The 17,874-nt window shown below is 74.2% G+C and carries 19 protein-coding genes; 5 read left to right on the top strand and 14 right to left on the bottom strand.

Annotated features, from left to right (window positions below; genetic code table 11):
* Positions 1-66: 66 nt before the first annotated feature.
* From ABGB11_RS07775 to ABGB11_RS07715, 13 genes are all read right to left on the bottom strand, one after another.
* The gene (locus tag ABGB11_RS07775; RefSeq protein WP_347630292.1) at positions 67-804 is read right to left on the bottom strand and encodes a VIT1/CCC1 transporter family protein; all 738 of its coding nucleotides are present in this window, start codon (positions 802-804) and stop codon (positions 67-69) included.
* A 15-nt stretch (positions 805-819) separates the two neighbouring features.
* The gene (gene lgt / locus ABGB11_RS07770; protein ID WP_347630290.1) at positions 820-2,172 is read right to left on the bottom strand and encodes a prolipoprotein diacylglyceryl transferase; all 1,353 of its coding nucleotides are present in this window, start codon (positions 2,170-2,172) and stop codon (positions 820-822) included.
* 106 nt (positions 2,173-2,278) lie between these two features.
* Entirely contained in the window at positions 2,279-3,121 is an 843-nt protein-coding gene (locus ABGB11_RS07765; RefSeq protein WP_347630288.1) for a thioredoxin domain-containing protein, read from the bottom strand.
* A gap of 175 nt (positions 3,122-3,296) precedes the next feature.
* Positions 3,297-4,073, bottom strand: coding sequence for a thioredoxin domain-containing protein (locus ABGB11_RS07760; protein WP_347630286.1), 777 nt, complete (start codon positions 4,071-4,073; stop codon positions 3,297-3,299).
* 57 nt (positions 4,074-4,130) lie between these two features.
* A complete protein-coding gene (locus ABGB11_RS07755) occupies positions 4,131-4,622 on the bottom strand; it encodes a vitamin K epoxide reductase family protein (RefSeq protein WP_347630284.1) in 492 nt (163 codons plus the stop codon).
* A 155-nt stretch (positions 4,623-4,777) separates the two neighbouring features.
* The gene (gene trpA, locus ABGB11_RS07750; RefSeq protein ID WP_347630282.1) at positions 4,778-5,599 is read right to left on the bottom strand and encodes a tryptophan synthase subunit alpha; all 822 of its coding nucleotides are present in this window, start codon (positions 5,597-5,599) and stop codon (positions 4,778-4,780) included.
* On the bottom strand, positions 5,596-6,831 hold the full coding sequence (gene trpB / locus ABGB11_RS07745) for a tryptophan synthase subunit beta (RefSeq protein WP_347630280.1): 1,236 nt from the start codon (positions 6,829-6,831) through the stop codon (positions 5,596-5,598). Before trpB ends, trpA begins: the two co-directional genes overlap by 4 nt.
* A gap of 137 nt (positions 6,832-6,968) precedes the next feature.
* A complete protein-coding gene (gene trpC, locus ABGB11_RS07740; RefSeq protein WP_347630278.1) occupies positions 6,969-7,775 on the bottom strand; it encodes an indole-3-glycerol phosphate synthase TrpC in 807 nt (268 codons plus the stop codon).
* Between the two features lie 112 nt (positions 7,776-7,887).
* Positions 7,888-8,343: a DUF2752 domain-containing protein gene (locus ABGB11_RS07735; protein ID WP_347630276.1), complete on the bottom strand. Its 456-nt coding sequence runs from the start codon at positions 8,341-8,343 to the stop codon at positions 7,888-7,890.
* A gap of 37 nt (positions 8,344-8,380) precedes the next feature.
* Complete coding sequence (locus ABGB11_RS07730) at positions 8,381-9,046, bottom strand: response regulator transcription factor (protein ID WP_347630274.1); 666 nt, start codon at positions 9,044-9,046, stop codon at positions 8,381-8,383.
* Positions 9,043-9,666, bottom strand: a complete 624-nt coding sequence (locus tag ABGB11_RS07725; RefSeq protein WP_347630272.1) for a Trp biosynthesis-associated membrane protein — start codon at positions 9,664-9,666, stop codon at positions 9,043-9,045. Before ABGB11_RS07725 ends, ABGB11_RS07730 begins: the two co-directional genes overlap by 4 nt.
* Before the next feature lie 250 nt (positions 9,667-9,916).
* Positions 9,917-10,123 carry a cold-shock protein gene (locus tag ABGB11_RS07720; protein ID WP_026405868.1) on the bottom strand — a complete coding sequence of 69 codons (207 nt, stop codon included), beginning with the start codon at positions 10,121-10,123 and terminating at the stop codon, positions 9,917-9,919.
* A 247-nt stretch (positions 10,124-10,370) separates the two neighbouring features.
* Complete coding sequence (locus tag ABGB11_RS07715) at positions 10,371-11,174, bottom strand: TIGR03085 family metal-binding protein (RefSeq protein WP_347630269.1); 804 nt, start codon at positions 11,172-11,174, stop codon at positions 10,371-10,373.
* A gap of 14 nt (positions 11,175-11,188) precedes the next feature.
* Here ABGB11_RS07715 and ABGB11_RS07710 point away from each other — a divergent pair, with 14 nt between their 5' ends.
* The 4 genes from ABGB11_RS07710 to ABGB11_RS07695 all read left to right on the top strand — a co-directional run bounded on the left by ABGB11_RS07710 (position 11,189) and on the right by ABGB11_RS07695 (position 16,711).
* A complete protein-coding gene (locus ABGB11_RS07710) occupies positions 11,189-13,018 on the top strand; it encodes an ABC transporter ATP-binding protein (RefSeq protein WP_347630267.1) in 1,830 nt (609 codons plus the stop codon).
* Positions 13,015-14,826 (top strand): ABC transporter ATP-binding protein, encoded by a 1,812-nt coding sequence (locus ABGB11_RS07705; RefSeq protein ID WP_347630265.1) that lies wholly within the window; start codon positions 13,015-13,017, stop codon positions 14,824-14,826. The genes ABGB11_RS07710 and ABGB11_RS07705 overlap by 4 nt, the downstream gene beginning before the upstream one ends.
* A gap of 249 nt (positions 14,827-15,075) precedes the next feature.
* On the top strand, positions 15,076-16,146 hold the full coding sequence (locus tag ABGB11_RS07700; RefSeq protein ID WP_347630263.1) for a hypothetical protein: 1,071 nt from the start codon (positions 15,076-15,078) through the stop codon (positions 16,144-16,146).
* A 115-nt stretch (positions 16,147-16,261) separates the two neighbouring features.
* Positions 16,262-16,711, top strand: a complete 450-nt coding sequence (locus ABGB11_RS07695; protein ID WP_347630261.1) for a hypothetical protein — start codon at positions 16,262-16,264, stop codon at positions 16,709-16,711.
* A 42-nt stretch (positions 16,712-16,753) separates the two neighbouring features.
* On the opposite strand, the gene ABGB11_RS07690 is transcribed toward ABGB11_RS07695, so the two are convergent.
* Positions 16,754-17,398 (bottom strand): hypothetical protein, encoded by a 645-nt coding sequence (locus tag ABGB11_RS07690; protein ID WP_347630259.1) that lies wholly within the window; start codon positions 17,396-17,398, stop codon positions 16,754-16,756.
* Between the two features lie 126 nt (positions 17,399-17,524).
* On the opposite strand from ABGB11_RS07690, the gene ABGB11_RS07685 reads away from it, so the two are divergent.
* On the top strand, positions 17,525-17,860 hold the full coding sequence (locus tag ABGB11_RS07685) for a hypothetical protein (protein ID WP_347630257.1): 336 nt from the start codon (positions 17,525-17,527) through the stop codon (positions 17,858-17,860).
* Positions 17,861-17,874: the final 14 nt, after the last annotated feature.

The following is a 17,874-nucleotide window of genomic DNA, read 5'->3' as shown; positions in this document are numbered from 1 at the left end:
CCGGAGCTTAGCGGTCCGGGTCGTCCCCGCGCGCCCAAAAGGGGGATTCGTCCAGATTCATTGGCCCTAGAGGCCGTTGGTCCCGATCAGCGCGCCGACCCCGTAGGTGATCGCCGCGGCGGCGGCCCCGAACAGCAGCTGGCGCGACCCGCCGAACCACCAGGCGCGGGCCGTGATCCGCGACACCAGCGCCCCGGCGCCGAAGAGCCCGGCCGCCGCGATGCCCGCCGCGGGCCACAGCGACGACGCGCCCATCAGGTACGGCAGCACCGGCAGCAGCGCCCCGGCCGCGAACGACAGGAACGACGAGCCCGCCGCGAGGACCGGCGAGGGGAGGTCGCCGGGCGTCACGCCGAGCTCCTCCTTGGCGTGCACCTCCAGGGCCTCCTCGGGGTCGCGGGACAGCTGCCGCGCGACCTCGGCGGCCGTCGCCGGGTCCACGCCGCGCGCCTCGAAGACCTCGGCCAGCTCCTGCTCCTCGGCCACCGGGTGGCGGGCGAGCTCCAGCCGCTCCACCTCGATCTCCGCCTCGGCCAGCTCCGACTGGGACGCGACCGAGATGTACTCCCCCGCCGCCATGGAGAACGCGCCCGCCGCCAGGCCGGCGAGCCCCGCCAGCAGGACGACCTTCTGGGTCGCCTGGCCGCCCGCGACGCCCGCGATCAGCGCGAAGTTCGACACCAGCCCGTCCATCGCGCCGAACACCGCGGGCCGCAGCCAGCCCCCGGTGACGTCGCGGTGCTGGTGGTGCTGCTCCGGCCGCACGGCGGGCCTGCCGCCCGCCGCTCCCCTCGCTTCGGACACCGTCCCCCCGTCGAACTACTTCCCGTCCTTGACGGGCTCCCCCTTCTCGGCGGGGTCGCCGGCACCGTCCTTCCCATTGTCCCCGGCCGGGTCCTGCTCCTCGGACGCGGGGGCCTCGTCGTCCGCCGCGGGCTCGGACTCCGCCTCAGGATCCGCCTCGAAGTCCGTCTCGGAATCGGCCGTCTCCGGCTCGGCGGCGGGGTCGCCGGCGTCCGGCTCGGGCTCCTCGTCGGCCCGCGCCTCGGGCTCCTCGGGCTCCTCGCGCTCCTCGGCCTCGCCGGGCTCCTCCGCCGGTGTCGCGGCCTCCGCCTCGGGCTCCTCGGGCTCCGCCTCCGGTTCCTCGTCCGGGGCGGCCACGCCGGAGGCCTCGGCGGCGGCCTCCGCCTCGCCGTCCGCGCTCGGGGCGCCGTCCGGCGTCTCCGGCTCCTTCTCCAGGTCGACGGCGCCGGGCTCGTCGCCGGAGGCGATCTCGTCGGGCCCGGTCCCGGTCGCGCCCGGTTCGGCGGCCACGGTGCCGGCGGTCGCGGCGCCGACGTTCTCCGGGCCGGTGCGGCCGCGCGCCCGGTACAGGTAGGCGACCGCGCCGAGGAAGAGCAGGATCGACGTCCAGTCGTTCAGCCGCAGCCCGAGGACGTGGTGCGCGTCGTCGATGCGGAGCGCCTCGATCCAGCCGCGCCCCACCGTGTAGGCGGCGACGTAGAGGGCGAAGGCGCGGCCGTGCGTGAGCTTGTAGCGGCGGTCGGCCCAGATCACCAGGGCCGCCACGCCGATGCACCACAGCGACTCGTACAGGAACGTCGGATGGTAGGTGGCGACGTCGGCGTACTTCGGGTCGAGGGCGGGCCCGCCGTCGAGCATCGGCCGGTGGTTCTCGTCGATCTCCAGCGCCCAGAACGCGTCCAGCGGGCGGCCGTACAGCTCCTGGTTCCAATAGTTGCCCCAGCGGCCGATCGCCTGCGCGAGCGCGATGCCGGGCGCCACCGCGTCGGCCAGCGCCAGCACCGAGATCCCGCGGCGCCGGCAGCCGATGAGCGCGCCGACCGCGCCGAGCGCGACGGCGCCCCAGATGCCGAGGCCGCCCTTCCAGATCTCCAGCGCCCGGAGCGGATCGCCGTCCTCCCCGAAGTACCGCTGGTAGTCGGTGATCACGTGGTACAGGCGCCCGCCGACGAGGCCGAACGGCACCGCCCACACGGCCACGTCGATGATCACGCCGGGCGTGCCGCCCTTGGCGGCCCAGCGGCGCTCGCCGAGCCAGACGGCGACGACGATACCCAGGATGATCATGATGGCGTAGGCCCGGAGCGGGAGCGGGCCGAGGTGCCAGACGCCCTGCGAAGGGCTCGGGATGGAGGCGACCGGGTGCATGACCGTTGACGTTACCGCCTCCGGGGCGCAGCGCGCGCCGTCTCCACCACAGCGCGCGCCGCCACCGCGGACACGGTGCGTTCAAGCCGCCGCGGACGCGGCGCGATCAGGCCTGCCGCGCTCCGGACGGTGCCGTGCGCGCGGCGTCCGCGGTGCCGCCGGAGCTGGTGGTTCCGGGAGTGGGGGCGGGCCCGCCGCCCGCCTGCGCGACGGCCTTCCGCAGCCCGGAGGGCGAGCCGATCACCTCGTCGCCCGCCTTCTTTCCGTTCAGGGCCAGGTACGGGGTGGAGTCGACGCCGGCCCTGCCCGCCTGGGCGCTCGCCTGGTCGACCGTCTCGATCTTCTGGTTCCCGTTGACGCAGGCGGCGAAGGACGGGTCCGTGACGCCGAGGTCGGCGGCCCACCTGATCAGGTCCGGGGCGGCGAAGCCGGTGTCGCCCTCCGGAGGCTGCTCGGCGAAGAGCTTGTCGTGGTACTTCACCCAGTGGTCGGCGGGCATGCAGGCGGCGGCGTTCGCGGCCCGCCGCGAGTTCGACATCAGCGGGTCCTGCTGGAACAGCTGGAACGGCCGGTAGACGACCTTGACCTTGCCCTCGGCGGCGAGCTGCTTAATCGTCCCGCCGAGCCGCTCCTCCATCACCCGGCACGCCGGGCACTGGAAGTCCTCCCAGACGTCGAGGACGGGGGCGGTGACGCCCGGCTGCGCCATCGCGACCGACCCGTCCTGCTGCCGGACGGCGGGCGCCAGCGCGCCCTTGTAGGAGTCCTCCAGCGGCTCGCCCCCGCCCCGGGAGAGCGCCACCACGGCCACCGCGACCGCGACCGCCGCCACCGCGACGCCGCCGAGGACGACCGCCAGCGCCCGCCGCCGCCGCTGCCGCGCCGCGGCCCTGGCCCGTTCCCCCGCGAGACGTCCGCGCGCGGACGGTCCCCTGCCCTGCTCGCTCATCGATCCCCCGATCGGCCACTGTGCGTGTTCGTGAGCTCGCACCAGCGTAACGGGGAAGGGCGCGGCGGGTGCCGGAAAGCGCCGCGCCGCGCCGTCCCGGCGGGGACGGCGCGGCGTGCGGGTCCGTGTCGCGGCGGGGGCCGCGTTTCAGGAGGGCGCGGTCAGGAGGGCGCGCTCACTTGCCGGCCGCGGCGGCCGACTCGATGGTCGCCCGCAGGGCCGCCGGGTTCATGAACTGCGACGAGTCGAGCTTCTGGCCGTTGATGAACACCGCCGGCGTGCCGTCGACGCCGCGCTGCTGCAGGGCGTACTTGGTCATCGCGTCGACCGTGGACTTCTTCTGCTCGTCCCGCACGCACTTCTCGAAACCGGCGTCGGTGATGCCGATGTCCTTGCCCCACTTCACGAGGTCGTCCGGGGAGAAGCCCTCCTCGCCCTCGGCGGGCTGGAACCGGAACAGCGCGTCGTGGTAGGAGATCCACTTGTCGGCCGGGACGCAGAGCGCCGCCTCGGCCGAGCGCAGCGAGTTGATCTTGATGGGGTCCTTCTGCTGGCCGAACAGGTGGAACGGCCGGTAGACGACCTTGACCTTGCCCTGCACCGCGAGGTCCTCGATGGTCTTTCCGGTGGCCTCCTCGAACTGCTTGCAGATCGGGCACTGGAAGTCCTCGAAGATCTCCAGCTCCGGCTTGGTCACCCCCGCCTTCGCCATCACGATCGAGCCGTCCTGCTGGCGGCTCAGCGGGGCGAGCGCGCCCTTGTGCACCTCGGCCCGCCCGTTCTTGCGCTGCTGGTCGATGATCAGGACGGTGGCGACCACGACCACCGCCACGGCGACCACCGACCCGAGGATGATGGCGAGCAGCCGCCGCTGCTTCTGCCGCGCCGCCTGCCGCTTGCGCTCGGCGGCCAGGCGCTCCCTCGCGGACCGCTCTCGTGCGGCCTTGCTCATTGGTTCTCCTAAGCGTGCGGACCCGCGCCGGCACCGTGCGGCGCGGTAACGGCGAGACTAGTCGACCTGACCGATCCGCCGGAATTCGTCGATCAGAACGAGGATGAACAGCAGTGCGGTGATGACATGCACGCCCGTGCACCACAGGCAGATCTTGTGCAGGATCGCCAGTTCGACGGTGACGAGGTAGACGACGAACAGCACGCCCACCGCGACGCTCCCCACCCGCGCCCAGCGCAGCGGGGGCCACTGCGACCGCAGCGCCCACGGGGTCAGCAGCGCGCCGAACGCCACGAAGAACGCGAGGCCGAGCAGCGGCATCGGGATCCCCAGCAGCGCGGAGTACTCGCTCGTCGTGACGGCGTGGCAGTCCACGGTCTTCGACGCCGAGCAGACCAGCGCGCCCTCGTCGTAGTGCGTGACCGTCAGGTAGACGGAGATCCCGAGGCCGGCGAGCGTCAGGACCCAGGCCGCGACCTGGAACCACACGGGCGGCGTCCGCGGCCCGGCGGTGCCAGGCCTGCCCGTCGCCGTCATCTCTTGCGTCATCGTGATCCTTCCGGGACCGCCTCCGCCGGCGAACACACCCTATTGGAGAGCGGAGGCGGCACAAGACAGGAACTCGGCGGGCGGTGCCGGGAGTTCCCGCGGCGCCGGGAGAACGCGCGGACCCGCGCCGCCCGGCCGTGGGTCGCGGGCCGGGGTCAGCGGCCCTGCCGGACGCCCGCCGCCAGCTCCTCGGTCAGCGCGCGGATCCCGGCCACTCCGGAGGCGAGGTCGGGCGCGTCCAGGAGGCGGCGGACGAACGCCGATCCGACGATCACCCCGTCCGCGAAGCCGGCGACCTCGGCGGCCTGCGCGCCGGTGCCGACGCCGAGGCCGAGGCCGACCGGCAGCGGCGTGCCGCTCGCCTCGATGACCGCGCGGGTCCGCTCGACCAGGCGCGGTGCGCCGGTGTCGACCGCGGAGCGGGCGCCGGTGACGCCCATCAGCGACGCCGCGTAGACGAAGCCGCGGCACTCGCGGGTGATGGTCGCGATCCGCTCGTCGGTGGAGCTGAGCGCGACGAGGAAGACCCGGTCGAGGCCGTGCGCCTCGGACGCCGCCAGCCAGTCGCCGCCCTCCTCCGGCGTCAGGTCGGGGGTGATGAGCCCGGCCCCGCCGGCGGAGGCGAGGTCGCGGGCGAAGGCGTCCACGCCGTAGTGGTCGACAGGGTTCCAGTACGTCATGACGAGGGTGGGGACGCCGGTGGCGGCGACGGCCTCGACCGTGCGGAACACGTCGGCGACGCGGACCCCGCCGACGAGCGCCTGGTGCACGGCGTCCTGGATGACGGGGCCGTCCATCATCGGGTCGGTGTAGGGCAGGCCGATCTCGATGACGTCGCAGCCCGCGTCGACCATGGCCTTCAGGGCGTCGACGGCGCCCTCGCGGGTCGGGAACCCGGCGGGCAGGTAGCCGACGAGCGCGGCCCGCCCGTCGGCCTTCGCCTTGTCGTAGGCGGTCTGGGCGGTCTGGGCGGTCACGCGCTCTCCCCCTCGGGCATCAGGCCGAAGAAGGTCGCGGCCGTGTGCATGTCCTTGTCGCCGCGGCCGGACAGGCACACCACGATCGTGGCGTCCGGGCCGAGCTCCTTGCCGACCTTGAGCGCGCCGGCCAGCGCGTGCGCGGACTCGATCGCCGGGATGATGCCCTCCGTGCGGCACAGCAGCGCGAACGCGTCCATCGCCTCGGCGTCGGTGATCTCGCGGTACTCGGCGCGGCCGCTGTCGCGCAGCCACGAGTGCTCGGGGCCGACGCCGGGGTAGTCGAGGCCCGCGGAGATCGAGTGGGTCTCGAGGGTCTGGCCGTCGTCGTCCTGCAGCAGGTAGGTCCGCATGCCGTGGATGACGCCGAGGGAGCCGCCGACCAGCGTCGCCGCGTGCCTGCCGCCGGCGACGCCGTCGCCGCCCGCCTCGAACCCGTACAGCCGGACGGACGCGTCGGGGACGAAGGCGTGGAAGGTGCCGATCGCGTTGGAGCCGCCGCCGACGCAGGCGACGACGGCGTCCGGGAGGGCCCCGGTCAGCTCGACGCACTGCCGCCGCGCCTCGACCCCGATGATCCGCTGGAGGTCGCGGACCATCATCGGGAACGGGTGCGGGCCCATGACGGAGCCGATGCAGTAGTGGGTGTCGCCGACGGTGGCGACCCAGTCGCGGAACGCCTCGTTGCAGGCGTCCTTGAGGGTGCGGCTGCCGGTGCGCACCGGGATCACCTCGGCGCCGAGCATGCGCATCCGGGCGACGTTGAGCGCCTGCCGCTCGGTGTCGACCTCGCCCATGTAGACGGTGCAGGTCAGGCCGAGCAGGGCGGCGGCGGTGGCGGTGGCGACGCCGTGCTGCCCGGCGCCGGTCTCGGCGATCAGGCGGGTCTTGCCCATCCGCTTGGTGAGCAGCGCCTGGCCCAGCACGTTGTTGATCTTGTGCGAGCCGGTGTGGTTGAGGTCCTCGCGCTTGAGCAGCACGCGGGCGCCCGCGTGCTCGGAGAAGCGCTTCGCCTCGGTCAGCAGGCTCGGGCGCCCGGCGTAGTTCGCGAGCAGGTCCTCCAGCTCGGCGGTGAACTCCGGGTCGCTCTTGGCGGTCTCGAACTCGCGGGTCAGCTCGTCCAGCGCCGCCATCAGGGCCTCGGGGGCGAACCGCCCGCCGAACGGCCCGAAGTGGCCCGCGGCGTCGGGCACGGCGCCGGCAGCACCGCGCGCGGCGGTGTCGGTGGTCATGGGAAAACGCGTCCTGTCATGGGAGAGGTGGCTGATTCGGTCGGTGGGGTGCGTGCTGCCCCCGCCATCGCTCCCGGAGCGGTTCGACCTGCATGTCCTTCACCCTATCGAGCCCTGCCGACCGGCGCCGCCGCCGGTCAGCCGCTCTGCCGCAGCGCCGGGTGGGCGCCGGCGGCGACCAGGTCGGCGACCGCGGCGCGCGGGTCCTTGCCGATCACCAGGCTCTCCCCCACCAGCACCGCGTCGGCACCGCTGGAGGCGTAGGCGAGCAGGTCGTGCGGGCCCCGCACCCCCGACTCGGCGATCTTCACGACGTTCTTGGGCAGCGCCGGCGCGACCCGGGCGAACACGCCGCGGTCGACCTTCAGCGTGCGCAGGTCGCGGGCGTTCACGCCGATGACCTTGGCGCCCGCGTCGACGGCGCGGGCCGCCTCCTCCTCGGTGTGCACCTCGACGAGCGGGACGAGCCCGATCGACTCGGCCCGCTCGACCAGCGACACGAGGGCGTCCTGGTCGAGGGCGGCGACGATGAGCAGCGCCATGTCGGCGCCCGCGGCGCGCGCCTCCCACAGCTGGTAGGAGGTGACGATGAAGTCCTTGCGCAGGACGGAGACGCCGACGTTCGCGCGGACCTCGGCGAGGTCGTCGAGGCTGCCGCCGAACCGGCGCCGCTCGGTCAGCACGCTGATGACCTTGGCGCCGCCAGCCTCGTAGTCGCGGGCGAGCGCGGCGGGGTCGGCGATCGCGGCGAGCGCCCCCTTGGAGGGGCTGCTGCGCTTGACCTCCGCGATGACCGACACGCCCGGCCCGCGCAGCGCGGCGAGCGCGTCCAGCGGGGCCGGGGCCTTCGCCGCCCGCTCCTTGAGGACGTCGAGCGGGACCTCGCGCTGCCTCTCGGCGAGATCGGCCCGGACGCCCTCGATGATCTCGTCCAAAACGCTCAAGGTCGCAGGCCCCCTATTTCAGGTCGTTCCGTGCACCGATCGTAGCCGCCCCCGTCCGCGCACCCCGCACCCGGGAGGCCGTCCCGCGGCCCGGGCGGGCGGCGGCGCCGCGTCAGGGCGCCAGGGCGTGCGCGAACGGCAGGTTGCGGACGATCCAGTAGACGACCAGGAGGCCGACGAACGAGTACGCGACGGCGGGCCTCAGCAGGGCGGACCGCATGGGCAGCCCCTGCGCGGTCCTGACCGTCCAGCGGACGTACAGGTAAGCGAAGACCGGGAGCATCACGAAGAGCAGCGGGTTGAAGCCGAAGGCGACGCCCACATGACCGTGCGTGAGCGCGTAGACGAGCCGCGTCATCCCGCAGCCGGGGCAGTAGAAGCCGGTCAGGGCCAGGAACGGGCAGCCCGGGTAGTGGCCGGGCTCGCTCGGGTCGTCGCGGAAGGCGACCACGAGGGTGCCGGCGACGACGCCGCCGAGCACCGCGGCCTGCGGGGCGAGCGCCCGCAGCGAACGCCGCCGCCCGGTGGGGCCGGCGTGCTCGTGGGCGTGGACCGGTGCGCGCGTCACGCCGTCCAGCCTAGGCCGCCCGACCCGGTAGCTCCCATTAGGCGTCCAGGACGTAGCCGACGCCCCGGACGGTCCGGATGGGGCTGCTCTCCCCGAGCTTGGCGCGGAGCTGGGCGATGTGGACGTCGACGGTGCGGCTTCCGGCGCCGGCCCCAGGGCCCCACGCGGCGTCCAGAAGCTGCTCCCGGGTGAAGACGCGGCCGGGATTGGCCATGAGGAACTCCAGGAGGTCGAACTCGGTGACGGTGAGCGGGACGCGGCGCTCGCCGACGGCGGCGGCCCGGCCGCGGGGGTCGAGGGAGATGCGGCCGGCGCGCAGCGGGCCGGGCGCTTCGGCCGGGACGCCGCGGCGCAGGGCCTCGGCGACGGCGGCGACGAGGACGCGGGGGCCGAAGGGCCGGTCGACGCGGTGGTCGCCGAGGGCCCGGGAGACGGCGGGGTCGAGGGCCCCGGTGACGGCGACGACGGGAGCCGGGCGGGCGGCGTCGGCGACGCGCCGGTACAGGTCGGCGGGCAGCGCCGAGGTGGACAGGTCCAGGACGACGACGTCGGGGCGGCTGCGCTCGGCCGCGGCCGGCGCGCCTGCGGGGTCGGCCTCGATCTCGACGTCGAAGCCCTCCCGGGCGAGGTAGCGGCGCTCCAGTTCGGCGACGGCCGGGTCGTGCTCGATCACCAGGACGAGCCCGCCGCCGTCGGCGCTCACGGGCGGCCGTTCCGCCGGGCGGTCGGGTCCTCGCCGCGGTCGAGCGACCTCCACATCGCGGACGGGTCGTCCTCGGCCGGGCCGTCCTCGGTCCCGCCTCCCTCCGCCGGGGCCGCCGCGGTCCTCACCGGGGCCGGGCGCTCGTAGCGGGCCGACAGGCCGGGCCAGCGGCTCCCGCGCACGGCGGTGACGAGCCCGGCGACGGCGAGGAGCACCCCGCCGGTGACCGAGGCCATCCACCACAGGTTCACGTCGAGGGCCGGGTCGGCGCCGAGCCTGATCAGGGCGCTCTTGTCGCCCGCGGCGGACAGCACGTTGGGGCGCTGGACGGCGGCGGCCGACGCGTAGGCGATGCCCGCGCCGAACAGGGCGATGAGCACGCCGGCGGCCGCGCGCACGCGGCCCCGGGTGGCGAACAGGGTGGCGAGCCCGGCGAGCCCGGCCCAGCCGAGGGCGCCCGCGGCGCCGCCGAGGTCGCCGCCGGTCAGGGTCTGCGTGAAGGGGGTGATGGCCTCGCGCGCCTCGACGGTGGCCCAGGTGCGCCCGGCGGCGAGCAGGGCGAGCCCCGCGCCGGCGGCGCACAGCAGCGCCGTCAGGCCGCGTTCGCGTGCGGGCGTCATGAGGCGCGCCCGGGACGCTCCCCGGCCGCGGCGTCCGGGACGCGGGCGTCCCGGGCGGTGTCCCGGCAGGTGGGGTCGCCCGTGCGGCGGGGCCCCGTGCGGTGCAACATGCGCCCGAGTTTATGGCAGGGCCTCCGGCGACCGGCTCCGCCCCGGCCGGCGGGGCTCCGCTGGAGACGCGGGGCGGGAGGAACACCGAGGCCCGCCCTCCTGGCGGTGGGGGGCGGGCCTCGGCGTACGACTGCGGGTGTTACAGGGGGACGACCTGGTCGGCCTGCGGACCCCGGTTACCCTGCGTCACCTCGAACTGGACGCGCTGGTTCTCGTCCAGCGTGCGGTACCCGGAGGTCTGGATAGCCGAGTAGTGCACGAACACGTCCGGCCCGCCGCCGTCCACGGCGATGAAGCCGAAGCCCTTCTCGGCGTTGAACCACTTCACGGTGCCCTGCTGGGGCATGTCTTTCTCCTTGCGGCAAAACCTGGGCCCACACCTCGCGGGCCCGTGCGGTCGCTGCGGAACGCTCTCGCCCCCGGTACGGTCCCGGAAAAGCCAAAACGCCCGCTGCCATCAGTCCGCGGGCGTCTGAACGATCGAGAACCACGACTGCAACCGACCGGACCACCGTATCACCGCTTCCGCGTAAAGCGGAGGAGCCGCAAGGCTTGCGATTCTCCTCTCGGCGAACCGTGCCGTTACCTGCCCGTTAAAGACTCCAACCGGCCTCCGTCAGAGTCTTGACAGCGTCCGTGTCCCCGGTGAGGCGGACCTTCGCGACGTCCCGGCGGCCCAGTGCCCACAGGACGAGTTCGCCGACCGGCCCGTGCACGCGGACGGCGCCGCGGGAGCGCCGGCCGCCGCCGGAGACGCGCGCGCTCCGGCCGTCCGGCTGGACGAGCGTTACCTCGACGTGAACCTTTCTTAGGACAAAGCGGGCAATTTTTATCCGCCGCCAGAGAAGTTCCTCGAGTTCCGCCGAGATCTCCCGGGGCTCCCAGTCGGGACGCGCCCGGCGGATGTCCTCATGGTGCACAAAGAACTCGACGCCGTTCGCGATTTTGTCGACTCCGGGAAGCGCGTAGGGCGAGAACTTCGGCGGCCCCTGCCGAAACCGTTTCACCAGCGTGTCGAACGGAACGGCACGCGCCGTCCTTCGCCGCACACGTTCGGTATAGAACTCCAGCGGAGGAAGAAGGATTCCGGGGGCGGCGTCGGGGCGCCCTTCCCGGACGACCAGATGCGCGACCAGGTCGCGCGCGTCCCAGCCCGCGCACTTGGTGACCGCTTCCGGTCCCGCCTCGGCCAGGGCGCCGGCCAGCAGCACGCGCTCGCGGCGGACCGGGCCGTCCTCGAGAGTGCTCATCGCATGATCGTAGGCCGCCGCCGGCCGGGCGGGAATAAGCGCGGTGACCGGATGGTAGGCAATATCCGGGCCCGCGAGTCCCCCACCGCGGTCGCACGGGGGCATCCCGCCGGGCTGCCGTCCGTGATCGAGGAGTTGCCGTGCCACCAGGTTCCAGACGCGTGAGCCCGCATGTCCTGAGAGAGGGACTGGGCGTGCTGTGGGTGGCCGTGAAGGCCGAACCATGGATCTTCACGGCGTCGGTGCTCGCGAGCGCCCTGTACGCGGCCATGACCGTGGCGACCGCGCAGGTGCTCGGCTGGACCACCGAGGAGGTCGTGCTGCCGGCGTTCGCGTCCGGGAGCACGACGGCCGGGGCGCTGGCCGGGGCCGCCGCCCTCATCATGGCGGTGGCGTTGCTCAAGGCGCTCGGCGTCGCGGGCCGCCGCTTCTACGCCGGGCTCATGCAGTACCGGATGCAGGCGTCCTACCGCCGCAAGGTGACCCGGCAGTACCTGCGGCTGCCGCTGGCGTGGCACCACCGGCACCCGACCGGGCAGCTGCTGTCGAACGCCAACGCCGACGTGGAGGCGGTGTGGGCACCGATCGCGCCGCTCCCGATGGCGGTCGGGGTCGTGTTCATGCTGCTGATCGCGGCCGTCTCGATCCTGGTCACCGACGTGGTCATCGCCGCGGTCGGCTTCCTGGTCTTCCCCGCCGTGGCGCTCATCAACGTCGCCTACCAGCGGCGGCTGTCCCCGGTGGCGACCCGCGCGCAGCAGCTGCGCGCCGAGGTCAGCGAGGTCGCGCACGAGAGCTTCGAGGGCGGCCTGGTCGTCAAGACCCTCGGCCGGGAGGCGGCCGAGACCGAGCGGTTCGCGGAGCGGGCGCGGGCGCTGCGCGACGCCAACATCGCGGTCGGCCGGATCCGCGGGCTCTTCGACCCGGTGCTGGAGGCGCTGCCGAACCTCGGCGTGCTCGCCGTCCTGCTCATCGGCTCGCTGCGGCTGGAGTCGGGCGCCATGTCGGCGGGCGACCTGGTGAACGTCGCCTACCTGTTCACGCTGCTGTCGTGGCCGATCCGCGCGCTGGGCTGGGTGCTCGGGGAGGTGCCGCGCAGCGTCGTCGGGTGGCGGCGGGTCCGCGGCGTCCTGGACGCCACCGGCTCCCTCCCGTACGGGGACCGCCCGCTGGACGGCTCCGGCGGCGCGGCGACCGAGATGGAGGTCCGCGAGGTCCGGTTCGCCTACGAGGCTGCGGGTGAAGGGGACACCCCGCACCGCGTCCTGCACGACGTGTCGTTCGCCGCGTCCCCCGGCCGGACCATCGCGGTCGTCGGCCCGACGGGCTCGGGCAAGTCCACCCTGACCTCGCTGCTCGTCCGGCTGGTCGACCCGGCCGACGGGTCCGTCCTGCTGGACGGCGTCGACCTGCGGGACGTCGAGCGCGGCGGGGTCGCGGCGACGGCGGCGCTCGTCCCGCAGCAGACGTTCCTGTTCGACGACACCGTCCGCGGCAACGTGACGCTCGGCCTCGGCATGCCGGACGAGCGGGTCTGGGAGGCGCTGCGGCTCGCCCAGGCGGACGGGTTCGTCGCCGCCCTCCCCGACGGGCTCGACACGAGGGTGGGCGAGCGCGGGGCGACCCTGTCGGGCGGCCAGCGGCAGCGTCTCGCGCTGGCGCGCGCCCTGGCGCGCCGGCCGCGGCTCCTCGTCCTGGACGACGCGACGTCCAGCGTCGACCCGCAGGTCGAGGCGCGCATCCTGCAGAGCCTGCAGGAGGCGCAGGCGGGCGAGGCCGGCGGCGCGACCGTCGTGGTCGTGGCCTACCGCAAGGCGACGATCGCGCTCGCCGACGAGGTCGTGTACATGGAGCACGGCCGCGTCCTCGCGCGCGGCGCCCACGCCGACCTGCTGGAGCGTTCCGAGGGCTACCGCAACCTCGTCAACGCCTACGAGCGGGCCGAGGCGGAGCAGGAAGCGGTCGAAGGCGGCGAGGAGGCCCTGGCATGACGGTGACGGAGACGGCCCGCGCGGCGAGGTCCGGCGGGCTCGGCGACGCGAGCGCCGACGGCGCCATACGCACGCTCCGGCGCGGGCTGGGCCTGAGCCCGGAGTTCCGCGCCGGCCTGGCCGGGACGCTGGCGCTCGCGCTGGTCTCGACGGCCGGGCGGGTGGTGGTGCCGATCGCCGTCCAGCAGACGATCGACAAGGGCCTCGGGCGGCCTGGCGGCCCCGACATCGCCTTCATCCGGACGGCGGTGCTGCTGTGCGCGGGCGCCGTGCTGGTGACGGCGGTGTGCGCGTACCTGATGAACGTCCGGCTGTACAAGACGTCCGAGGGCGGCCTCGCGGGGCTGCGGGTGAAGGCGTTCCGGCACGTCCACGACCTGTCGATGCTCACCCAGAGCGGCGAGCGCCGCGGGGCGCTCGTGTCGCGGGTGACGAGCGACGTCGACCAGATCAGCCAGTTCATGCAGTCGGGCGGGCTGATGTTCATCGTCTCGATGGGCCAGCTGATCGTGGCGAGCGTGCTGATGGTCGTGTACTCGTGGCAGCTGGCGCTGCTCGTATGGGCGGCGTTCGTCCCGCTGGCGTTCGCGCTGCGCCGCTTCCAGCGGATCCTGTCGAAGGCCTACATGCGGGTGCGGGAGCGGATGGGCGACCTGCTCGCGGCGGTCAGCGAGTCCGTCGTGGGCGCGTCGGTCATCCGCGCGTACGCGTCGGAGGAGCGCACCGGCCGGCGGGTGGACGACACCGTGGAGGCCTACCGCTCGTCGCAGGCCCGCGCGCAGGCGATGGTCGCGCTCACGTTCCCGGTCAGCGAGCTGGTCGCGGCGCTCGCCATCGCCGCCGTCGTCATCGCCGGGACGCTCCTCGGCATCGCCGGGGAGCTGTCGGCGGGCAGGCTGGTCGCGTTCCTGTTCCTGGTCACCCTGTTCGTCAGCCCGATGCAGACGGCGACGGAGGTCCTCAACGAGGGGCAGAACGCGATCGCGGGCTGGCGGCGGGTCCTCGGCGTGCTGGACACCGTCCCCGACGTCGCCGACCCCGGCGACGCGGGCGAGACGCTGCCGCGCGGCCCGATCGAGGTGCGGTTCGAGGGCGTCGGGTTCGCCTACCCGGGCGGCCCGCCCGTCCTGCACGACGTGGACGCCCACATCGCGCCGCGCAGCCGCGTCGCGATCGTCGGGCAGACGGGCTCGGGCAAGACGACGTTCGCCAAGCTCCTCACCCGCCTCATGGACCCGGTCTCCGGCCGGATCCTCGTGGACGGGGTGCCGCTGGACCGGGTCCGGTTCTCCTCGCTGCGCGAGCGGATCGTGATGGTGCCGCAGGACGGGTTCCTGTTCGACGCCTCGCTCGCCGACAACATCAGGTACGGGAGCCCGGACGCGACCGACGAGGACCTCGTCCTCGCGCTCACCGAGCTCGGGCTCGCCGACTGGCTCGACGGGCTCCCCCAGGGCCTCGGCACGCCGGTCGGGCAGCGCGGCGAGTCGCTGTCGGCGGGCGAGCGCCAGCTCGTCGCACTGGCCCGCGCCTACATCGCCGACCCGGACCTGCTCGTCCTGGACGAGGCGACGTCCGCCGTCGACCCGGCGACCGAGGTCCGGATCCAGCGGGCGCTGGACGGGGTGACCCGGGGCCGCACGGCCATCGCCATCGCGCACCGGCTGTCCACGGCGGAGGCGGCCGACGAGGTGATCGTCTTCGACGCGGGGCGCATCGTCCAGCGCGGCCCCCACGCCGCGCTGGTCGACCGGCCCGGCGTGTACGCCGACCTCCACGCCTCCTGGAGAGCCCAGCGAACGTTGTGAAGGACATGACTACCTGGGGTAAAGCACTTGCCCGATATCTGGTCTCGTGCGCATTCTGCTGGGGTGAGCAACGGAGTCGTGTTGGAATCGGCGGGCACGCTGCACGGTCAACTGCAGCGGGGGCTCGGGAGGGCCGCGCGGCGCGCGGCGGACAGGCCCGGCGCGGGCGAGTACGTGTACGAGTGCGTCCGGCGGGATCCACGGTGGGATCGTCAATGTGAGTCACGGCGTCTGTATTACGCCCGGTTGATGGTCGATCTGGAGCTACCGGTCGGACCGATTGCCGAACATCTGTTCGACCCGTCCGACCATACCGATCCCGACGAGTGGCGGGTCGATCTGGCGTTGGGCGTCCTCGCCGACCTGGTGCGGCTGAGCCGGCGGGAGGCGGCGGGGCCGCTGCGCCACTACGCCGAGGAGGGCGCGCAGTGGTTCGACGCGGTCGCCGAGCTCATCGACCTTGAGGATCCATCGCTGACGGCCGGATTGGACGAGCTGGTCGCCGCACGGTGCGACGACGCGGACCTGGCGCTGCTGATACCGGCCGGGCACAACCCGGTGATCGAGGCGTGGGCGGCCCGGCAGCCGCGCGTGGCGGGGGCGCTGGCACGGCAGCGGGAGGCGGGGCTGGCGGCGCGGCGCGCGGTGGTCACCGCCCCGGGGCGCGCCCGGCAGAGCGACGCCGAGTTGCTGGAGCTCGCCAGGCGGCGCGGCGAGGGCGCCATCGCGGCGATCTTCGAACTGGGCCGGCGGCGGACGCTGGCGCTGCTGGACCTGGCGGAGGAGCTGCTGCCGCAGCGGCCGAGCCGGTTCGGCGGCGCGGTGTGCCGGGCGCTGCGGGAGTACGGGCCGGAGACGCTGCCGCGGGCGCGGGCGTGGGCGGCGGAGCGCGGCGGGTGCGCCGACATGGGGCTGCGGATCCTCGCCCGGTACGGCACCCGGCAGGACATCCCGCTGCTGATGGACGAGTTGGACGGGGCGGTCGCCCGGCGCGACTGGGCCGACGCCGCCAGCCCGGTCGAGGGGCTGGGGAGGCTGCGCGCGGGCGAGGCCGTCCCCCTGTTGAAGACCGCTTGGACCGAATCCACCTATGCCTATCTGAGACCCCGCATCCTGACGGCGCTGACGAGAACCGCCCCGCACACCGCCGAGTCCTACACGGCCGAGGGGCTGTGGGACTGCGAGGACGGCGTGCGGGCCGAGGCCGCCCGGTTCGCGCCGCTCACCCGCGAGACGCAGCTGCGGCTGCGGCGGCTCCAGCAGGACGCCGCCGAGGACCCCGACGTCCGCGCCGCCGCCGGCGCCCGCCTCATGACCTGAGCTCCCTTCGCCCGAGCCCCTCGGCCCGGGCCCCGCCTGGCCGGATGAACCTCCCCGGGACCGGACGCGTACTTCCCAGTCGAATCGCGCGTCTCAACCCCGGAGAGGAAGAGCGATGGTCTCCCGACACCATCTCGGCCTGATGAAGACGGTGCCGCTGTGCGCGGCCGTGCTGGCGCTGCCGCTGGCGGCCGGCTGTTCCGCGTCGGACGCGTCGGACGGCAAGACCGCCAAGCCGGCGACGCTGGCGGAGCTTGCCAAGCAGACCGACTGCTCCGTGACCGGAAAGCGGAAGGTCGAGGACCTGGAGCAGGGCAACTGCAAGACCTCCAAGGGACGCTTCGTGCTGGTCAGCTTCACCACCGACAAGGGCATGCACGCCTGGCTGGAGGAGGCCAAGCCCTGGGGCGGGGTGTACCTGGTCGGGGCGCGCTGGGTGATCGTCAGCCAGCTGAAGACGCTCGAGGGCCTGCGCAAGGACCTGGGCGGGAAGATCGTCCACGGGGACGACCACGGCACCGGCGGCGGGGGCGGCGGCCACGGTTCGGGCGGCGGCCACGGCTGATCCTCACCGGACGTCCGGGCGGCGGAGGCCGCATCCGCATACTCAGGGCATGCGGGGCGTGGCCGACCGGTCGCCCGAGTCCTCCTCACCGCGGACGAGCAGGACGCTCCAGCGCTCCAGGGCCGGCCCGATGCGGGCCAGGACGCGGCGTCCCGCCAGCCCGCGGCCGATCATGCCCGGGTGCCACAGCGGGTGGCCGGGCCCGTCGACGATGACGCGGACCGCGGCGACCGGCAGGCCCCCGGCGCGCGCGGCCACGACGGCCGACTCCATGTCCGCCGCCCGGGCGCCGCGCGCGGCCCACAGGGCGCGCTCCTCGCCGCGGACGACGTGGTCGGTGGTGACCAGCGGGCCGGTCTGCACGCTCAGGCCGTCCCGGATCAGCTCCGCGGCGAGCAGCCGCGGCGCCGAGCACGGCGTCGCCGCCGCGTCCGGCCCGGTGCCGCGGATCTCGTCGGCGACGAGCACGTCGCCGGGCCGCAGGCGCTCGTCGAGCGCGCCGCCGAAGCCGACGGTGACGAACGCGGCGCAGGCGTCCGGGAGCCGCCCGGCGCGCCGGGCGCGGTAGCCGACGACCACGACGGGCGTGCGGGTGAGGCCGCGCCGCACCGCCCGCGCCTCCATGCCGAGCGCGGCGCACACCACCGGTCCGAGCACCGGCGCCTCAACGGCATCGTCGATGTTCACCGGTCCAGCGAAACACGGGGTCATCCGGAGATCCAGCGCCATCACCGCGCGGTACGACATTCGCGGTGGACAGTTCCGCCTCACGGAGGGCGCGGCCCCGCGCTCCGCCCGCCTACACTCCCTCGCATGACCTCCTTTCCCGTTCGGCGGAAGCTGGCCGTACTCCCGTTCGCCCTCCTGCCCCTCGGCGTGCTGGCCGGGTGCAGCGGCGAGAACAGCGAGACCAACTGCAGTGTCAACGCCTGCACGGTGACCTTCGACCGCGGCGTGGACGCGAGCGCGTCCATCCTCGGCGTGAAGGCCGAGCTGGTGAAGGTGGAGGGCCAGATGGTCACTCTGAAGATCGGCGGGCAGACCGTCACCGTCCCGGCCGGCGAGGGGGAGCAGGCCGAGGGGTTCGACGTCTCGGTGCAGTCCGTCACCAAGGACCAGGTCGTCGTGAAGATCTCCAACAACGGCTGACCACCCTCTATCAT

The organism is Actinomadura sp. B10D3, assembly GCF_039871695.1.
Lineage (GTDB): Bacteria > Actinomycetota > Actinomycetes > Streptosporangiales > Streptosporangiaceae > Spirillospora > Spirillospora madurae.
This window is presented reverse-complemented; position numbering and strand designations above follow the sequence as displayed.